The sequence below is a fragment of the Labrys sp. KB_33_2 genome (assembly GCF_052114505.1).
Classification (GTDB): domain Bacteria; phylum Pseudomonadota; class Alphaproteobacteria; order Rhizobiales; family Labraceae; genus Labrys.
The window spans coordinates 129,197-145,166 of sequence record NZ_JBFREW010000009.1 but is presented as its reverse complement, the minus strand read 5'-3'; the positions used below and the strand labels follow the sequence as shown (position 1 = coordinate 145,166).

The following is a 15,970-nucleotide window of genomic DNA, read 5'->3' as shown; positions in this document are numbered from 1 at the left end:
TACACACTGTCTACTAGTTTTATAAACTAATGAACAATATGAAACTGGGTGTTGTGCCCCGCCTCAGAGCCCGACGTCGAAGAAGATCTGGTCCATGGTCCGCCCCGGTTCGGCACTCGGCGTGTCGCCGATGATGCGGGCCGGCACGCCCGCCACCGTCTTGTGCGGCGGTACCGGAGCCGTCACCACCGAGCCGGCGCCGATGCGGGCCCCTTCGCCGATTTCGATATTGCCGATCAGCTTGGCGCCCGAGCCGATGAGGACACCCTTGCGGATCTTGGGATGGCGCTGGCCGGACCGGATACCGCTGCCGCCCAGCGTCACCGATTGCAGGATCGAGACATCGTCTTCGATCACTGCCGTCTCGCCGATGACGATGCCGGTGGCGTGGTCGAAGAAGATGCCGCGCCCGATCGGAACGGCGGGGTGGATGTCGACCTGCAGCACCTCGGAAATCCGGCTTTGCAGATAGAGCGCGAAGTTGCGCTGGCCATGATGCCAGAGCCAGTGGGCGAGGCGATGCAATTGCAGGGCATGGAAGCCCTTGAAGTAAAGCAGTGGTTCCAGATAGCGCTTGCAGGCCGGGTCGCGTTCAAGCACGGCCTGGATATCGGCGCGTATGCCGAGGCAGATGCCGGGATCGGCGGCCATCGCCGTGCGGAAGGCATGGCGCAGCACGGAGGCAGGCATATCCGGATGTTCGATGCGCTGGACCAGGCGTTGGATGAGCGCATCCTCGAAGGATGTGTGGTCGAGCACGCTGGCGTAGAACTGGGTGGCGAGCTGCGGTTCGGCGACGATGGCCTCCTGTGCTTCGTCCACCAGCCTGTCCCAGATCAGGTCGGATACGGCACCCGGACTTCGGGTCCGGCGCGAGAGCTTGCGGCTGTTCGAGGCGTTCATGGCAACTTCCTCAGGAGCAAAGCGCGTTGGGAAGGAAAGGTGCTTTCGCTCTAACTCTTTGTTTCCAAGCCAATCCGACGGATTGGCTGGAGCGTTTTGCGATTGCTGGCATGACCGCCAGATCGCAAAACGCTTGGGATCAACGTGCGCTGGCTGTGCCGGCACGCTTGGCGAGAGAACGCTCGAGGCTGCCGAGCGCATCGTAGATGAGCACGGCGAGGAGCGCGACGATGACGCCGCCCTGCAGGATATAGGCGGTATTGGTAGTGGTGATGCCGGCCATGATCACTTCGCCGAGGCTCTTGGCACCGACGGTGGAGCCGATGGTGGCCGTGCCGAGATTGACCACGAAGGAAAGGCGTATGCCGGTGAGGATCACCGGAAGGGCGAGCGGCAGCTCCACCTTGGTCAGGCGTTGCCAGCCGGTCATGCCCATGCCGCGGGCCGCGTCGAGAGCGGTGGTCGGAACGCTCTTCAGGCCCGCCATGGTGTTCTCGAAGATCGGCAGCAGCCCGTAGAGGGTGAGGGCCAGCAAGGTGGGCTCAGCGCCGAAGCCGAGCGAGGGCACGGCGATGGCGAGCACGGCGATCGGCGGGAAGGTCTGGCCGATATTCACGATGGTGCGCGACAGCGGCAGGAATTCGGCGCCCGCCGGCCGTGTCACGAAGATACCCGCGACCAGGGCCAATGTGCCGCCGATCAGGGTGGAGACGGCGACCAGGCCGAGATGGCTGAGGGCGAGGAACAGCAGGCTGCCTTGGCGATAGACAGCCGGTGCGCCATTGTCGTTGAGCGGTGCCAGGACCGGCGTGAACAGCTCCGTGTCCAACAGCAGCAGCAGCAGGATGAGGGCGAGCGCCCTGGCGCCGTAACCGAGCCATTTCATGCGGGCGAGCTTTCCACGCGATGCGCTTCCGCGCCTGCCTGGCCCAGGATGGCCGGCAGGGTGATGCGGCCGCGCGGCGTGCCATCCGCTGCCGCCACCGGCAGTGCCTGCGTGCCAGCCCACAGCAACTCGGAGAGTGCATCGCGCAGCGTCGCGGTTTCCTGCACGGGCTTGCCCTCGGCGGTACCCGGCTGCACGGAATCGGCGACCTTGAGCAAGGAGAGCAGGCGCAGCGAGCGGTCGGGGCCGCCGATCAGGCGTTCGACGAAACCGGGAGCCGGATTGGTGAGGATTTCCGTCGGTGTGGCATATTGCAGGAGCTTGCCGCCATCCATCACGCCGATGCGGTTGCCCAGCAGCATGGCCTCTTCCATGTCGTGGGTGACCAGGACGACGGTGATGCCGAGCCGGCGTTGCAGAGCGAGCAGATCCTCCTGCGCCTTGGCCCGGATGATCGGGTCGAGCGCCCCGAAGGGCTCGTCCATCAGCAAGACCGCCGGCTCGGCGGCCAGAGCGCGAGCGACACCGACGCGCTGCTGTTGGCCCCCGGACAATTGATGCGGCAGTTTTTCGGCATAGGTGGCCGGGTCGAGATCGAACAGGCGGAGCAGTTCGTCGACGCGCTTGGCTATACGAGCCTGGTCCCAGCCGAGCAGGCCCGGCACGGTGCCGATATTGCGGGCCACCGTCCAATGCGGGAAGAGACCGTGGCCCTGGATGGCATAGCCGATGCCCCGGCGCAGCTCCTCACCCGACAGGCTGGAGGTGTCGCGGCCATTGATAAGGACTGTGCCGGCAGTCGGTTCGATCAGGCGGTTGATGATGCGCAGCAGCGTAGACTTGCCGCTGCCGGAGGTGCCGACCAGCACCGTAATCGTGCCGCGCTCGATGATGAGCGAGACATCGTCGACGGCCAGTTGGGAGCCGAAACGGCGGCTGACTTGCCTGACTTCGATCATGCGTGCCGTCCTTTAAGTGTGTCGACGATGGCATCGAGGATGATGGCTGCCGAAAAGGCGAGGGCGATGGTGGGGATGGCACCGAGCAAAACGAGGTCGATGGCCGTGGCGCCCATGCCGTTTTGCACATAGACGCCGAAGCCGCCGCCGCCGATCCAGGCGGCGATCGTGGCCAGGCCGATATTCTGCACCAGCACGATGCGAACACCTGTCAGGATGACGGGGAAGGCGAGGGGCAGCTCGACCTGGAACAGGCGTTGCCACTGCGTCATGCCCATGCCGCGGGCGGCATCCACGACGTTGAAGGAAACGGAGTCGAGGCCGATCGCCGTGTTGGAAACCACCGGCAGCAGGGAATAGAGGAACAGCGCGATCAAGGCCGGCGAGGCGCCGGTGCCATGCACGCCGATGGCTTCGACGATGGGATAGGTTTTGGCCAGATAGGTCAGCGGCGCAATCATCAGGCCGAACAGCGCCAGCGACGGGATCGTCTGGATCATGTTGAGCACCGGCAGCACCACGCTGCGCAATCCCGGCTGGCGCTGGCAGAGAATGCCGAGCGGCAGGCCGACGACCAGGGCGCCGAGCAGGGAGGTGAGGGCAAGCGTGACGTGCACCCCTGCATTGGCGGCGAAGCCCGAGCCGTTGGTGTTGTATTCCTTCATGATCGACAGCCCGCTCCAGTGCCCCGAAAGCAGGAAGGCCAGGAAGACCGCCAGCGTGAGCAGCAGGGCGACAACCCTCTGGGCCGGTCGTAGCGACAGCTTGACCAACGCGTCGGTGAGCAGGATGGCGAAGGAGAAGGCGAGCAGCCAGAACCCGGCGGCAGGGCCGACCCGCGGCCTGGCATTGCCTGGCGGGATCAGGACCTCAGGCACCAGGCCGATCAGGATGGCCAGGAGCACCAGGACACCGGCCGCCAGGGAGAGCCGGAGCCGCGGGGAGCTCCGGCGCAGGAGCAAGATCAGGCAGAGGACGAGCAGGGCCAGGCTGGCCCAGGCAAGGCTTGCGGGAAGCGCCTGGATGAAGCCGATGCCCTGGGCCTGGCCGATGCGGCTCGGCCGGAAATTGGCGAAAGGCAGCAACAGCGCCGCGGTGGCGATGACGGCCATCACGACGCCGAGCTTGTCGAAGGCCAGGGCACGCGTGCCCGTGGCGGCGGGCGGCGCCGGGAAAGCACCGTTGTCGGCTTGAACCTCCCCGGCGCCTGCACTCACTTCACCAGACCCTTCTTCTTGAGATAGTCGGTTGCCACGTCCTTTGCCGCCTCGCCGTCGACCTGGATGCGGCCGTTGAGCTCCTGCAGCGTGGTGAGGTCGAGGCTGGCGAAGACCGGCTTCAGCCATTCAGCGATCTCGGGATGGGCCTTGAGTACGGATTCGCGGATGACCGGGGTCGGCGCATAGACGGGCTGGACCGATTTGTCGTCGTCGAGCACCACGAGGTTGCCCGCGGCGATACCGCCATCCGTGCCATAGACCATGGCGGTGTTGACGCCGTCCGTCTGCTCGGCCGCCGCCTTGATGGTGGAGGCGGTGTCGCCGCCCGAAAGCACCACGAGCTGGTCGGACGAGAGCTTGAAGCCATAGGTGGTCTGGAAGGCGGGCAGGGCGCCGGCACTGTTGACGAACTCGGCCGAGGCAATCAGCTTCACCTTGCCGCCGCCGGTGACAAATTTACCGAAATCGTCGAGCGATTTCAGCTTGTTGGTGTCAGCCACATCCTTGCGGATGGCGATGGCCCAGGTGTTGTTGGCGGGGGCCGGATCGAGCCACACCAGCTTGTTGGCGTCGTAGTCGAGCTTCTTGGCCTCGGCATAGCCCTTGGCCGCATCCTTCCACAGGCCGTCATCGGCCTTGTTGAAGAAGAAGCCGGCATTGCCGGTATATTCGGGATAGAGGTCGATATCACCCGCGACCAGCGCCTTGCGCACGATCGGCGTGGTGCCGAGCCCGACCCGGTTATTGACCGACAGGCCGTGGGATTCCAGCACCTGCACGATCAGGTTTCCGAGCAGATTGCCTTCGGTATCGATCTTGGAGGCGACGGTGACGTCGGCGGCCTGGGCCATGCCGGCGGTCGCCATCATGGCGACGGCAGCCGCCGCGGATGTCAGCCGGGCCGCCCGCTTGCCGATGAGGGAGCGGAGGGGGAGCGAGAATGGCATCTTGTGATCCTCTTGGTGTCCTTTGAACGACGCCGGAAGCTGGAAGGGTTGTGCCGACGGTCGATGATTCAGATTCTGAAGTTGAGCGAGGCCCCGTATCTTGTTGATCCGACTCCGGAACTCGTACCGGCAGTCTTTGTTCAGGCGTCTCGTGCCGTCCCCGTCGCGAGGCTGGCGCAGAGCGCCGCGACACCGATCCACAGGCTGGCCGACCAATAGGCCACAATCGCCAGAGGGTGGGTGCCGCGACACAGCGATTTCGCAAGCTGGCAAATATCGCTGTTGCTGACAAGGCAAAGCCCGGCATCGGGAAGCGACAGATAATTGTAGCCGATCACATCCCTGTAGGTAATCCACCACCAGAGCAGGGACAGGGTGACGATGGCTACTCCCAGGATGAGGAGAATGCGCGGATATAAGGGCAGGACGCTCATGAAAGGACCAATCCCAGCGCCGCCAGAATTTCCCGGCGCAGATGCACCAAGTCCACGTCGTCGCGATGGCGGGGATAGGGCTTGTCGATAGGAAATTCCGCCTTGATCCGCGCGGGCCGGTCGGAGAACACGATAACGCGCGACGCGAGCAGCAGCGCCTCTTCGACGTCATGGGTCACGAGCAACGCCGTGAAGCCCGTGCGCTGCCATAGCGACACCAACTCGTCCTGCAGGGCGAGGCGCGTCAGGGAATCGAGCTTGCCCAGCGGCTCGTCGAGCAGCAGCAGGGCGGGGTCGTGCACCAGGGCCCTTGCGAGCGAGGCTCGTTGGGCCATGCCGCCCGAAAGCTGGTGGGGATAGGCATCGGCGAAGCGCTCGAGCCCGACCAGAGACAAGGCATGGCCTATGCGATGGCGCTGACGGGCGAGCACGCCGCGCGCCTCCAGCCCGGCCGCGACATTCTTGCGGACGGTGAGCCAGGGAAACAAGGTCGGGTCCTGGAAGACCAGGATGCGGGAGGGATCGGGTGCCCCGACCGCCTTGCCGTCGGCCAGGATCGTGCCGGTGGCGGGGGGCTCCAATCCTGCGATCAGGCGAAGAAGGGTGGACTTGCCACACCCCGAGGGACCGAGCAGGGCGACGAATTCGCCGGGCGCGACCTTGAGATCGATGCCATCCAGTACGGGCAGTTCCGCGCCCGAGAGATCGAAATGATGGCTGACGCCGTGGACGTCGATGCCGATGCTGTGGCCGGAGACAGCCATCAGATGAAGCCCTTCTGCCAGGTGAGGAGGCGATCGCGCAGCACGAAGAGCAGCTTCACGATACCGGCGCAGATGACGGACATGATCAGCAGCGTTGCGTAGACGTTGGCATAGCCCGAATAGGCGGTCTGGAACTGGATGTACCAGCCGAGCCCGTATTTGGCGCCGAGCATCTCGGCGACCACCAGGACTGCGAATGAGTAATAGAGGCCCATGAACAGGCCAACGAAGACATGTGGCAGGGAGGCGGGAATGGCGATGTTGCGGATCAGGTACCAGCTCTTGGCGCCAAAGATGCGGCTGACGTCGTAATAGGCCCGGTTGACCGAGGCGACGCCGGAGGCCGTCAGGATGGCGACGGGAATGCCGGACGCCAGCGCCACGATGAACACGCTGGCATCGAAGGTATTGGGGAAGAAATAGAAGGTGCAGGGGATCCAGGCCGTGGCCGGAACCGGGCCGATCAGCTTGAGGATCGGCATGCCCCAATAGCTGAAGCGCTTCGACCAGCCCAGCGCAATGCCGAGCCCATAGCCGACGGCGATGCCGCAGAAGAAGCCGGCGGACCATAGGCGCAGCGAATAGGCGATGCAGATCAGAAGGCGCTGGCTCTCGGTGACGTAGACATGGAGCAGGCCATGCGGAGGCGAGAAGAACGGCTTGGGCAGCCAGCCGGTCTTGGCTGTCGAGAGTTCCCACAGCGCCAGCCAGACGCCGATGGCAGCGAACCAGGGACCGTAATACAGCAGCGTGCGTCCCAGCCCGCCAAGACGGTGCACGGCAAAGGCTAGGGCCAGGAAGACCAGCGCCGCCGTGCCGGTAAGGGCGGCGAACAGACCAGCGCTGCCCCAGGGGACCACGTCGGGCAAGCCGATCGTGATGCCCGCAGTGGCCGCCAGAGCGGCCGAGGCAAGCAGCCCATGCTTCCACACGCCGTTCCAGAGGGCCTGCAGGGAAGCCTGTGAAGGCGGCCTCGCCTTGAGGACTCCGGAGTTGGGCGCGCGCAGGGTATCGCTCATGACAAGGCCTCAGGCGAGCAGGTTGATGGTGATCCGCTCGGCGAACTCCTTGGGATCGGTGGTGGGATCGAGCACTTTGACCAGCTTGAGATCTTCAGCCGCCAGGCGGATCTGGTCGATCAGCGGCTGGCCGATCGGATGGTTGTGGTAGACCAGCGTTCCCAGGATTTCGGTGAGCTGAGCGGTCGTCAGGCCGGCGGGCTTGAGCGTTTCGAAATACCATTGCGCCACCTCGTCGGGATGGTTGGCGGTATATTCATGGATCTCGATATTCGCCTCGGCGAGGCGACGCAGCGCATCCTTGTTCGCTTCCAGGAAGGGGCCGTTGGCGCCGAGGACGCAGCAGGTGTGGTTCTCGTAATAACCGGTCTGGGTGTCGGCGATCTTGGTGAAGCCGAATTGCTTCTCGATGGCCCAGGCCCAGGGATCGAGATGGGCGGCAAGATCGACATCGCCTCGGTTCAGCGTCTCGCCGACGAGATCGAAGGGCACGGCCTTCCAGGTCACGTCGGTTTCCGGATCGAGCCCGGCCTTGGCGAAGCTGACCTGGAAAGCGACCTGGGGCGGAGCGCCGATGCCATAGGTGGCGATGGTCTTGCCCTTGGCGTCCGCCAGCGTCTTGATGCCGGAATCCTTGCGTGTGAGCAGGCGCTGGCAGCCGCCATGGGAGCCGACGAAGAGCTTGACGTCGAAACCTTGCTCCAGGGGCTTCAGCCAGTCTCCGATCAGGCCGGCGCCGGCATCGGCCTTGCCGGTGGCGAGAGCCTGGATCAGCGTCTGGCCGCTGGCGCCCTGGTAGAACAACTCGACGTCGAGATTGTGCTTGGCGTAGATGCCCTTGGCCACGCCGAAGCCGAGCGGCGAGTGGCAGGCAGCCACCTCCGTCCAGGCCAGGCGGATCTTGGGCGCTGGCGCCGCGATGGCGGGCGAGAAGATCCGGCCGCCGACGGCGCCGAGGGAGGCGAGGGCACCGGCCGTTCCGGCCAGTTTGAGCGCCCTGCGGCGCGAGAAAGTGGGAAGTTTGGACATGGGTTTCATCCGTGGACGGCTGGGCGGTGAAAAGACTGTGTCATCCCCGGCGAGCGAAGCGAGGGAAGGGGATCCAGGGGCCATCAGTCGAGCCCTTCAGTTCCTGGACCCCCTTCCCCTCGCACTCACAAGCAAGCTTGTGAGGCTCGGCCGGGGATGACAGGCGCTATTCTCGAGCGATGTTTTAGGCCGCCTTACGTTCCGCGGCGTCGTGCTCGTCTTCGGCAGTGGCCAGGGCCTGGGTCAGGTCGGCGATGATGTCGTCCGGGTGCTCGATGCCGATGGACAGGCGCACATAGCCGGGCGTCACCCCGGTGGCGAGCTGGTCTTCCGGCGTCAGCTGCTGATGGGTGGTCGAGGCCGGGTGGATGGCGAGCGAGCGGGCATCGCCGATATTGGCGACGTGGTAGAGCAATTTGAGTGCGTCGATGAAGCGCTTGCCGGCCTCGACACCGCCCTTGAGCTCGAAGCCGACCAGGGCGCCATAGCCACCCTTGAGATAGGCCTCGGCGCGACGGCGGTTCTCGTCCGACTGCAGGCCGGGGAAGATGACATGGCTGACGCCTGGGTGCTTGGCGAGGAAGTCCGCCACCTTGATGGCGTTCTCATTGTGCTGGCGCAGGCGCAGCGGCAGGGTTTCCAGCCCCTGCAGCAGCTGGAAGGCGTTGAAGGGCGACAGGGCCGCGCCGACGTCGCGCAGGAGCTTCACCCGCACGCGCAGAACATAGGCGATCGGCCCGAGCGGCTTGGCGGCCTCGGTCCAGATGGCGCCGTGATAGGCCTCGTCCGGCTGGGTCAGCAGCGGGAAGCGTTCGGCATGGTCTTCCCAGGGGAAATTGCCGCCATCGACGATCAGCCCGCCGATGGAGGTGCCATGGCCGCCGATGTATTTGGTCGCCGAATAGACCACGACGGCTGCGCCATGTTCGAGCGGGCGGGCGATCAGCGGCGCGGCGGTATTGTCGACGATGAGGGGAATGCCGATCGAGCGGCCGATGTCGGCGATCTCGCGGATTGCCAGCACCTGCAGCTTGGGATTGGGCAGCGTCTCGGCATAGAAGGCGCGGGTCTTGTCGTCGCTCGCCCGGCGGAAATTCTCCGGATCGGAGGGATCGACGAAGCGGACCTCGACGCCGAACTGCTTGAGGGTCGAAGCAAACAGGGTCCAGGTGCCGCCATAGAGGTCGGTGGACGAGACGATATTGTCGCCGGCCTGGGCGAGGTTGAGGATCGAATAGGCCGAGGCCGTCTGCCCCGACGAGACAGCCAGGGCGGCCGCGCCGCCCTCGAGGGCGGCAATGCGCTGTTCCAGCGCGTCGGTCGTCGGGTTCTGCACGCGCGTATAGATGTTCCCGAGCTCCTCGAGCGCGAAGAGGCGCGCGGCGTGGCCGGTATCCTGGAACTGGTAGGAGGTGGTCTGATAGATCGGCACCGCCACCGCACCGGTGGCCGGATCGGCGCGATAGCTGCCGCCATGCAGAGCGAGGGTTTCGAAATGCCGGGAGTCGGTGGTCATGCGAATGGCTCCGGAGGAGGGGCTTGAGGTCAGTAGTTTCGGTTCAGTAGGCGGACGCGACCTGTGCGGTTTTGCTGGTATCGATCAGGTCGGAATGGTGGCGGCGGGCGACGTCGGGGTGAGAGCGCAGGCGGCTCTTGAGATAGTTGCGTCCGGCCTCGCGGAAGAGCGGATTGAGCGGGTCCTGCGTCAAGCCGCGTGCTTCGGCTGCGAGTTCCGGTGCAAGTGTCAGCAACGGTACTTCGGCTTCGAGATTGGCGCCGAGGAAGAAGGGCACCGACAGGCGGTCGGTTCCGGCGGGCGGCGAGACGACGCGATGGATGTTGGCGCGCAGATAGCCGTTCGAAGCCAGTTCAAGGATCTCGCCGATATTGACGACGAAAGTGCCGGGAATGGGCGGTGCCTCGATCCAGCCATGCTCTCCCTCGACCTGCAGGCCACCCTGCACATCCTGCAGCAGCAGCGTGAGGAAACCCGAATCCTTGTGGGCACCGACGCCCTGGTCGCCCTCGCTGGCCTCGCGGCCGGGATAGCGCACGATCTTGAGGAGCTGGTTGGGTTCGGGTGTGTAGATCGGCTCGAAGGCATCAGCCTTCTGGCCCAAGGCAAGCGCGAAGGCACTGAGGACACGAACGCCGAGCTGGGTGATTTCACTGAGATAGCGCAGCGTGATGAGCTGCAATTCGGGCAGGGCTGCGGGCCATTGATTGGGACCTTGCAGGCGGTGCCAGGCCGGGGTTGCGGGGTCGAGGGGACGGGCCCTCTTCTCGGCGCCGATGTCGACCTGCTCGCGCCAGTCCGGCTTGCCGCGCGTATGCTCGAAACCGGCCCGGTTATAGCCGCGGAAATGCGGCGACTTGATCATCTCGATCGCCAGCTTGTCCTGTTCGGGCAGGTCGAAGAAGCGACGTGACAGGCGCAGCACGTCACCGATCAGCTGCTGGGGAATGCCGTGACCGGTCAGGTAGAAGAAGCCGGGGCCGCGGGCTGCCTCGCGCAGGTCCTCCAGGAAGGCCTTGCGCTCCGCCGGCCCGGCCTCGAACCAGCGGAAATCGAGGATAGGCAGGCTTTCGGCTGAAGTCGTCATGGCGTTGGACCGTCTGGTTGAATCTCTGTGTGAAATCGACCATGGCGGTATTTATAAGTCAACTGATTTTATAGACTATATAGAATTATAACGACGGACTGCCGAAATAACGCCTTTCGGCCAGAGAGTTAGGTACCAGAACGGAATCAGATCGTGAACGATCCGCACTGGAAGAAGAGGCCGGATTGCAGGCCAAATTCCATGCAGCCGGGGCGGGAAATTAATTATTGACTAAATCTATCAACTATTGGGATTATAGAGGCCGATATGCCTAAGGATGACCTGATGACCGCGCTCTGGACCCGCCGCTTCCTGCTTGCCGCCGCGCCCGCACTTGCCGTGACCGCCGCCCTTGGACCCGCGCGCGCCGCGGCGAAGACGGTGCGCGTCGGCTATCAGAAATACGGCACCTTCCTGCTGCTCAAGGCGCGCGGGAATCTGGAACGCAAGCTCGAGCCGCTCGGCTTCGGCGTGACCTGGACGGAGTTTCCCGGTGGGCCGCAATTGCTGGAAGCCCTGAATGTCGGTGCGCTCGATTTCGGCATCACCGGTGAGGCTCCGCCGATCTTTGCCCAGGCCGCTGGCGCACCCCTGGTCTATGTCGCCAACGAACCGGCTGCCCCCCTCAGCGAGGCGATCCTGGTGCGCAAGGATAGCCCGCTGCAATCGATGGCGGAGCTGAAGGGCAAGAAGGTCGGGCTCAACAAGGGATCGAACGTTCACTATCTTCTGGTCAAGGCGCTGGAGAAGGCGGGTCTGGCCTATGGCGACATTCAGACCGTGTTCCTGACGCCTTCCGACGCACGAGCCGCTTTCGAGCATGGCGACATCGATGCCTGGGTGATCTGGGACCCCTTCCAGGCGGCGGCCGAGATCGCCGTCGAAGCGCGCCAGCTCGCCAATGGCGAGGGACTGGTCGCCAACCGGCAATTCTATCTGGGTGAACGCTCCTTCACCGAGGCCAATCCGGCCGCGATCGACGCCGTCCTGGCCGCCATCAATGAGATCGACCAATGGGCCAAGGACCATGTCGACGAGGCGGCGAAGGAACTCGCCCCCGCCGTCGGCATTCCCGCGCCGGTGCTCAAGCTGGCGCTCGGCCGGCAGTCCTGGAACGTGCAGCCGATCACTGCCGAGACGGTGGCTGCCCAGCAGCAGATTGCCGACACCTTCCATAAGCTCGGCCTCATCCCGAAGGCGATCAAGATCGCCGACGCGCTACGTCCCGGCGTGACGCTCTGAGCGGGGAGGGACCGATGGCATCGCAACGCATCAATGGGCTGACCCAGCGCCTGATTAGACGATTGATTCCTTGGCTGCTGCCCGTGCTGCTGCTGGCCGGCTGGGAGCTTGCCGCCGATCTCGGCTGGCTGCAGGCGCGGGTGCTCTCGGCACCGAGTGCGGTGGCGCTCGCCTTCTGGCAGACACTCCAGGATGGCAGCCTCCTGCACAATGTCGGCGTCAGCGCCGGACGCGCATTGCAGGGCCTTGCCATTGGCGGCCTCATCGGTTTCGCGCTCGGCGTCGCCAATGGCGTTTGGCGCCCGGCCGAGCTCTTGCTCGACTCCACCCTGCAGATGCTGCGCAACGTGCCGCACCTTGCCATCATTCCGCTGGTGATCCTTTGGTTCGGCATCGGCGAGAGCGCCAAGATCTTCCTGGTCGTCCTCGGCGTGCTCTTTCCCGTCTACATCAATACCTATCACGGCATCCGCACCATCGATCCGCATCTCACCGAGATGGCTCGTGTCTACGGCCTGGGCCCGGTGGCGCGATTCTGGCGGGTGATCCTGCCAGGCGCCCTGCCGTCGGTCTTCGTGGGCCTGCGCTACGGCCTTGGCATCATGTGGCTGACGCTGATCGTGGCTGAGACCATCTCCGCTTCATCGGGCATCGGCTACATGACCATGAATGCCCGCGAATTCCTGCAGACGGACGTCATCCTGCTCGGCGTGATCATCTATGCCGTGCTCGGCAAGCTCTCCGACACGCTGGTGAAGCTGCTCGAACAGGCCGCCCTGCAATGGCATCCCACCTATGCGCGACCCCGCCGGGAGGCACTAGCTTGACCCACGCTCTGCTACATGTCGAAGACGGCTATTTCACTCCCGAATTGACCCGCAACAGCCTGGCGCCGTCGAATTTCGTCGCGCCGTCCCCCAAACCCAAGGGATTGGCGATCGAGCTGAAAGGGGCATCCAAAGCCTTCGATCACCGCGTCGTGCTCGACAGGCTCAATCTCACCATCAAGCCGGGCGAGTTCGTCGCCGTCGTCGGGCGTTCGGGCGGCGGCAAATCCACGCTTTTGCGTCTCATTGCCGGCCTCGACCGTCCCAGCGCCGGCGAGGTGGAGATCGGCGGAACGGCCGCGCGAGGCGCACATGCCGGAGCCCGTCTGATGTTCCAGGACGCGCGGCTGCTGCCCTGGCAGCGCGTGATCGGCAATGTCGGCATCGCCCGCGGTCCGAGCTGGCGCGGCCTGGCCCAAGCTGCCCTCGACGAGGTGGGGCTGGGGGATCGGGCCAATGAATGGCCGAGCGTGTTGTCGGGCGGCCAGAGGCAGCGTGTCGCGCTGGCGCGCGCCTTGGTCAGCCGGCCCGACATCCTGCTGCTCGACGAGCCCTTCGGCGCGCTCGACGCCATGACGCGGGTGGAGATGCATCAATTGCTGTCGCGGATCTGGCGCGAGCACGGCTTCACCGCCATCCTCATCACGCACGACGTGTCGGAAGCGGTAGCGCTGGCGGATCGGGTGATCGTGCTGCGCGAAGGCGCCGTGGCGCTTGACCTGGCCATCGACCTGCCGCGCCCGCGTCGCGATGACGAGCGGACGGCCAAGCTGGCGAGCCGCGTGCTGTCCTACGTTTGATCTTTCTGCCGATATGAAAAAGGCCAGGGCAAGCATGCTGCCCTGGCCTTCTTGCTTGTGCCATGTCCGAGGATCGGAGGCTCAACCGCCCGCGAAGAAGGCGAAGCGGACGACGAACAGCGCGGCGACCAGCCAGGTGGCGAGATGCACCTGGCCCGGCCGGCCGGTGAGGGTCTTGAGAGCGCAATAGCTGATGAAGCCGAAGGCGAGGCCGTTGGCGATCGAATAGGTGAAGGGCATCATCAGCGCGGTCAGCGCGGCCGGAGCGGCCTCGGTGATGTCGTCCCACTCCACTTCGAGCAGTTCGCGCATCATCAGGCAGGCCACGTAGAGCAGAGCGGGCGCAGTGGCGTAAACAGGCACGGAACCGGCGAGCGGCGAGAAGAACAGCGCGGCCAGGAACAGGATGGCGATGACGATGGCGGTGAGGCCGCTGCGCCCGCCAGCCTGCACGCCGGACACGCTTTCAACATAGGCGGTGGTTGAGGAGGTACCCAGCAGCGAGCCCGCGAGAATGGCGGAGCTGTCGGCCAGCAGAGCGCGGCCGAGGCGGTTGGGCTTGTCGGGCTGGATCAGGCCGGCGCGCTTGGCAACGCCGATCAGCGTGCCGGTGGCGTCGAACACCTCGACCAGCACGAATACCAGGATGACATGCACCAGGCCCGCATGCATGGCGCCGACCAGGTCGAGCTGCAGGAAGGTCGGCAGGATGGAGGGCGGCATGGAGATGACGCCGCCGAACTTGCTGACGCCGAGTGCGATCGAAAGCGCGGTGATGACGAGAATGCCGATCAGGATGGCGCCGCGAACCTTGAGTACGTCGAGCGCCGCGATGATGAAGAAGCCGAGGATGGCCAGCAGCGTGCCGGTCTCCTTGAGCGAGCCCAGGGTAACCAGTGTGGCGGGACTGGCGACCACGATGCCCGAGCTCTTGAGGGCGATGATGCCGAGGAACAGGCCGATACCGGCCGCGATGGCCGATCGCATCGAGTGCGGAATGCCGGCGATCAACCAGCTGCGCACGCCGGTGACGGTCAGGACCAGGAAGATACAGCCGGAGATGAACACCGCGCCCAGCGCCTGCTGCCAGGTGAAGCCCATGGTGCCGACGACGGTGAAGGCGAAGAAGGCGTTCAGGCCCATGCCCGGCGCCATGCCGATCGGCCAGCGGGCGACCAAGCCCATGATCAGCGAGCCGAGGGCCGCGGCCAGGCAGGTCGCGACGAAGACCGCATTGCGGTCCATGCCGGTGGTCGACAGGATCTCCGGATTGACGAAGATGATATAGGCCATGGTGAGGAAGGTGGTGATGCCGGCGATCACCTCCGTCCGCACCGAGGTGCCCTGTTCCTTCAGTTTGAAAAACGCGTCCAGCACGGTTTGCTTCCTCTCTTGCGGCACGCGCATGACCTTGGTCGCGCGTCTGGCCATCCCTGTAAAGCGATCTCGATCGCCTGTTCGGGGCTGGCCTCTGCCGAGCGTTATGACTCCCTAAGCAGCATTTCTGCTTCAACCCAAAGGATGAGACCAGAAATTGCTGCGTCTTCTCAAGTTTTTTGCTGGTGCTTTCGGGCGGGAACCATGTTCCGACCCGAAAACATCAGCTGTGGCGCCCGCCGGATTGTTCTTCCCACCAGGGGATGGTGGCTGCCATTCGTTCGACGCGGCAAGATACCAGCTTCAAACCATTCCTTTCTCCGTTGCTTTGCCTAGAGACACAAGGCTTTCAACAGCCGGCTAAGCTGGAAGGTCTTTCGCAATTATTTGTAAGAGAAGGGGGAGGGAAGTGGAGGGTTTCCGCGCGACTTGCAGAGGCCTTCGGGGATGAGCGCCGTTCTCGATCCGCCTTGCACGGGGCTGCGCTGGGCTCTCATCCACCTTGCGCAGCGGCCTTGCTGGCATACAGCCTGAAATTACGCTCACTATACAGCGTGCCTGTGGGGTTGGCCATTGGTCCGATGAGTTACTGACTGGCAGACCGTCTTTTTGTCCGATCATTACGGCACATTGAGTTCATGCAAGTCAGTGTCTATGGAGGGAACAAACGAAGTTCGTGGAGACCAAAAAAATCCACGAACAACAGTTGACTAATTTTGTGGACTATTTATTTTTGTGTCATCGGCTTCTCAGGGAGTCGATCGCGGGCATTTGAGCGTGCAGCTTGCGCCGCGTCATCAAACGCTAAAGCGCCACGGCTGATGTCGTGGGCTCCAAACAGGAAGTGACCCATGATCGCGATCAGCGGGACAGGTATCAAAAAGCCAGACGGAAAGATGTGTTGCAGCTGTTGTTGTTGAAGCTGGTCTGAACGCATGCATTCCCTGTCTTTCCGGAGCG

16 protein-coding genes are annotated in these 15,970 nt (G+C 64.3%); 3 read left to right on the top strand and 13 right to left on the bottom strand.

Features of this window, described 5'->3' with window-relative positions:
• Window positions 1-63: 63 nt before the first annotated feature.
• From cysE to AB4037_RS17290, 11 genes are all read right to left on the bottom strand, one after another.
• A complete protein-coding gene (cysE, locus tag AB4037_RS17340; protein WP_434957098.1) occupies window positions 64-903 on the bottom strand; it encodes a serine O-acetyltransferase in 840 nt (279 codons plus the stop codon).
• Window positions 904-1,042: 139 nt separating this feature from the next.
• Window positions 1,043-1,789: an ABC transporter permease gene (locus AB4037_RS17335; RefSeq protein WP_441772349.1), complete on the bottom strand. Its 747-nt coding sequence runs from the start codon at window positions 1,787-1,789 to the stop codon at window positions 1,043-1,045.
• Window positions 1,786-2,748 carry an ABC transporter ATP-binding protein gene (locus AB4037_RS17330; protein WP_441772348.1) on the bottom strand — a complete coding sequence of 321 codons (963 nt, stop codon included), beginning with the start codon at window positions 2,746-2,748 and terminating at the stop codon, window positions 1,786-1,788. Before AB4037_RS17330 ends, AB4037_RS17335 begins: the two co-directional genes overlap by 4 nt.
• Window positions 2,745-3,860, bottom strand: a complete 1,116-nt coding sequence (locus AB4037_RS17325; protein WP_441772417.1) for an ABC transporter permease — start codon at window positions 3,858-3,860, stop codon at window positions 2,745-2,747. The genes AB4037_RS17330 and AB4037_RS17325 overlap by 4 nt, the downstream gene beginning before the upstream one ends.
• A 101-nt stretch (window positions 3,861-3,961) precedes the next feature.
• A complete protein-coding gene (osmF, locus tag AB4037_RS17320) occupies window positions 3,962-4,837 on the bottom strand; it encodes a glycine betaine ABC transporter substrate-binding protein OsmF (RefSeq protein ID WP_434959661.1) in 876 nt (291 codons plus the stop codon).
• 218 nt (window positions 4,838-5,055) lie between these two features.
• Window positions 5,056-5,349, bottom strand: a complete 294-nt coding sequence (locus tag AB4037_RS17315; protein WP_434957095.1) for a hypothetical protein — start codon at window positions 5,347-5,349, stop codon at window positions 5,056-5,058.
• On the bottom strand, window positions 5,346-6,113 hold the full coding sequence (locus AB4037_RS17310) for an ABC transporter ATP-binding protein (RefSeq protein WP_434957094.1): 768 nt from the start codon (window positions 6,111-6,113) through the stop codon (window positions 5,346-5,348). Before AB4037_RS17310 ends, AB4037_RS17315 begins: the two co-directional genes overlap by 4 nt.
• Window positions 6,113-7,132, bottom strand: coding sequence for an ABC transporter permease (locus AB4037_RS17305; RefSeq protein WP_441772347.1), 1,020 nt, complete (start codon window positions 7,130-7,132; stop codon window positions 6,113-6,115). The genes AB4037_RS17310 and AB4037_RS17305 overlap by 1 nt, the downstream gene beginning before the upstream one ends.
• Before the next feature lie 9 nt (window positions 7,133-7,141).
• The gene (locus AB4037_RS17300; protein ID WP_322431304.1) at window positions 7,142-8,161 is read right to left on the bottom strand and encodes an ABC transporter substrate-binding protein; all 1,020 of its coding nucleotides are present in this window, start codon (window positions 8,159-8,161) and stop codon (window positions 7,142-7,144) included.
• A gap of 184 nt (window positions 8,162-8,345) precedes the next feature.
• On the bottom strand, window positions 8,346-9,677 hold the full coding sequence (locus AB4037_RS17295; protein WP_441772346.1) for an O-acetylhomoserine aminocarboxypropyltransferase/cysteine synthase family protein: 1,332 nt from the start codon (window positions 9,675-9,677) through the stop codon (window positions 8,346-8,348).
• 43 nt (window positions 9,678-9,720) lie between these two features.
• Complete coding sequence (locus AB4037_RS17290) at window positions 9,721-10,764, bottom strand: isopenicillin N synthase family dioxygenase (protein WP_441772345.1); 1,044 nt, start codon at window positions 10,762-10,764, stop codon at window positions 9,721-9,723.
• Window positions 10,765-11,049: 285 nt separating this feature from the next.
• Here AB4037_RS17290 and AB4037_RS17285 point away from each other — a divergent pair, with 285 nt between their 5' ends.
• From AB4037_RS17285 to AB4037_RS17275, 3 genes are read left to right on the top strand one after another with little or no spacing between them, the layout of a single operon-like run.
• Window positions 11,050-12,006 carry a sulfonate ABC transporter substrate-binding protein gene (locus tag AB4037_RS17285; RefSeq protein WP_441772344.1) on the top strand — a complete coding sequence of 319 codons (957 nt, stop codon included), beginning with the start codon at window positions 11,050-11,052 and terminating at the stop codon, window positions 12,004-12,006.
• A 14-nt stretch (window positions 12,007-12,020) separates the two neighbouring features.
• Window positions 12,021-12,833, top strand: coding sequence for an ABC transporter permease subunit (locus AB4037_RS17280; protein ID WP_434957088.1), 813 nt, complete (start codon window positions 12,021-12,023; stop codon window positions 12,831-12,833).
• The gene (locus AB4037_RS17275) at window positions 12,788-13,633 is read left to right on the top strand and encodes an ATP-binding cassette domain-containing protein (RefSeq protein WP_441772343.1); all 846 of its coding nucleotides are present in this window, start codon (window positions 12,788-12,790) and stop codon (window positions 13,631-13,633) included. The genes AB4037_RS17280 and AB4037_RS17275 overlap by 46 nt, the downstream gene beginning before the upstream one ends.
• 81 nt (window positions 13,634-13,714) lie before the next feature.
• On the opposite strand, the gene AB4037_RS17270 is transcribed toward AB4037_RS17275, so the two are convergent.
• Together AB4037_RS17270 and AB4037_RS17265 are read right to left on the bottom strand one after the other, a co-directional pair.
• Window positions 13,715-15,040 carry an NCS2 family permease gene (locus AB4037_RS17270; protein ID WP_434959660.1) on the bottom strand — a complete coding sequence of 442 codons (1,326 nt, stop codon included), beginning with the start codon at window positions 15,038-15,040 and terminating at the stop codon, window positions 13,715-13,717.
• A gap of 697 nt (window positions 15,041-15,737) precedes the next feature.
• Window positions 15,738-15,947 carry a hypothetical protein gene (locus AB4037_RS17265; protein ID WP_441772342.1) on the bottom strand — a complete coding sequence of 70 codons (210 nt, stop codon included), beginning with the start codon at window positions 15,945-15,947 and terminating at the stop codon, window positions 15,738-15,740.
• Window positions 15,948-15,970 lie beyond the last annotated feature (23 nt).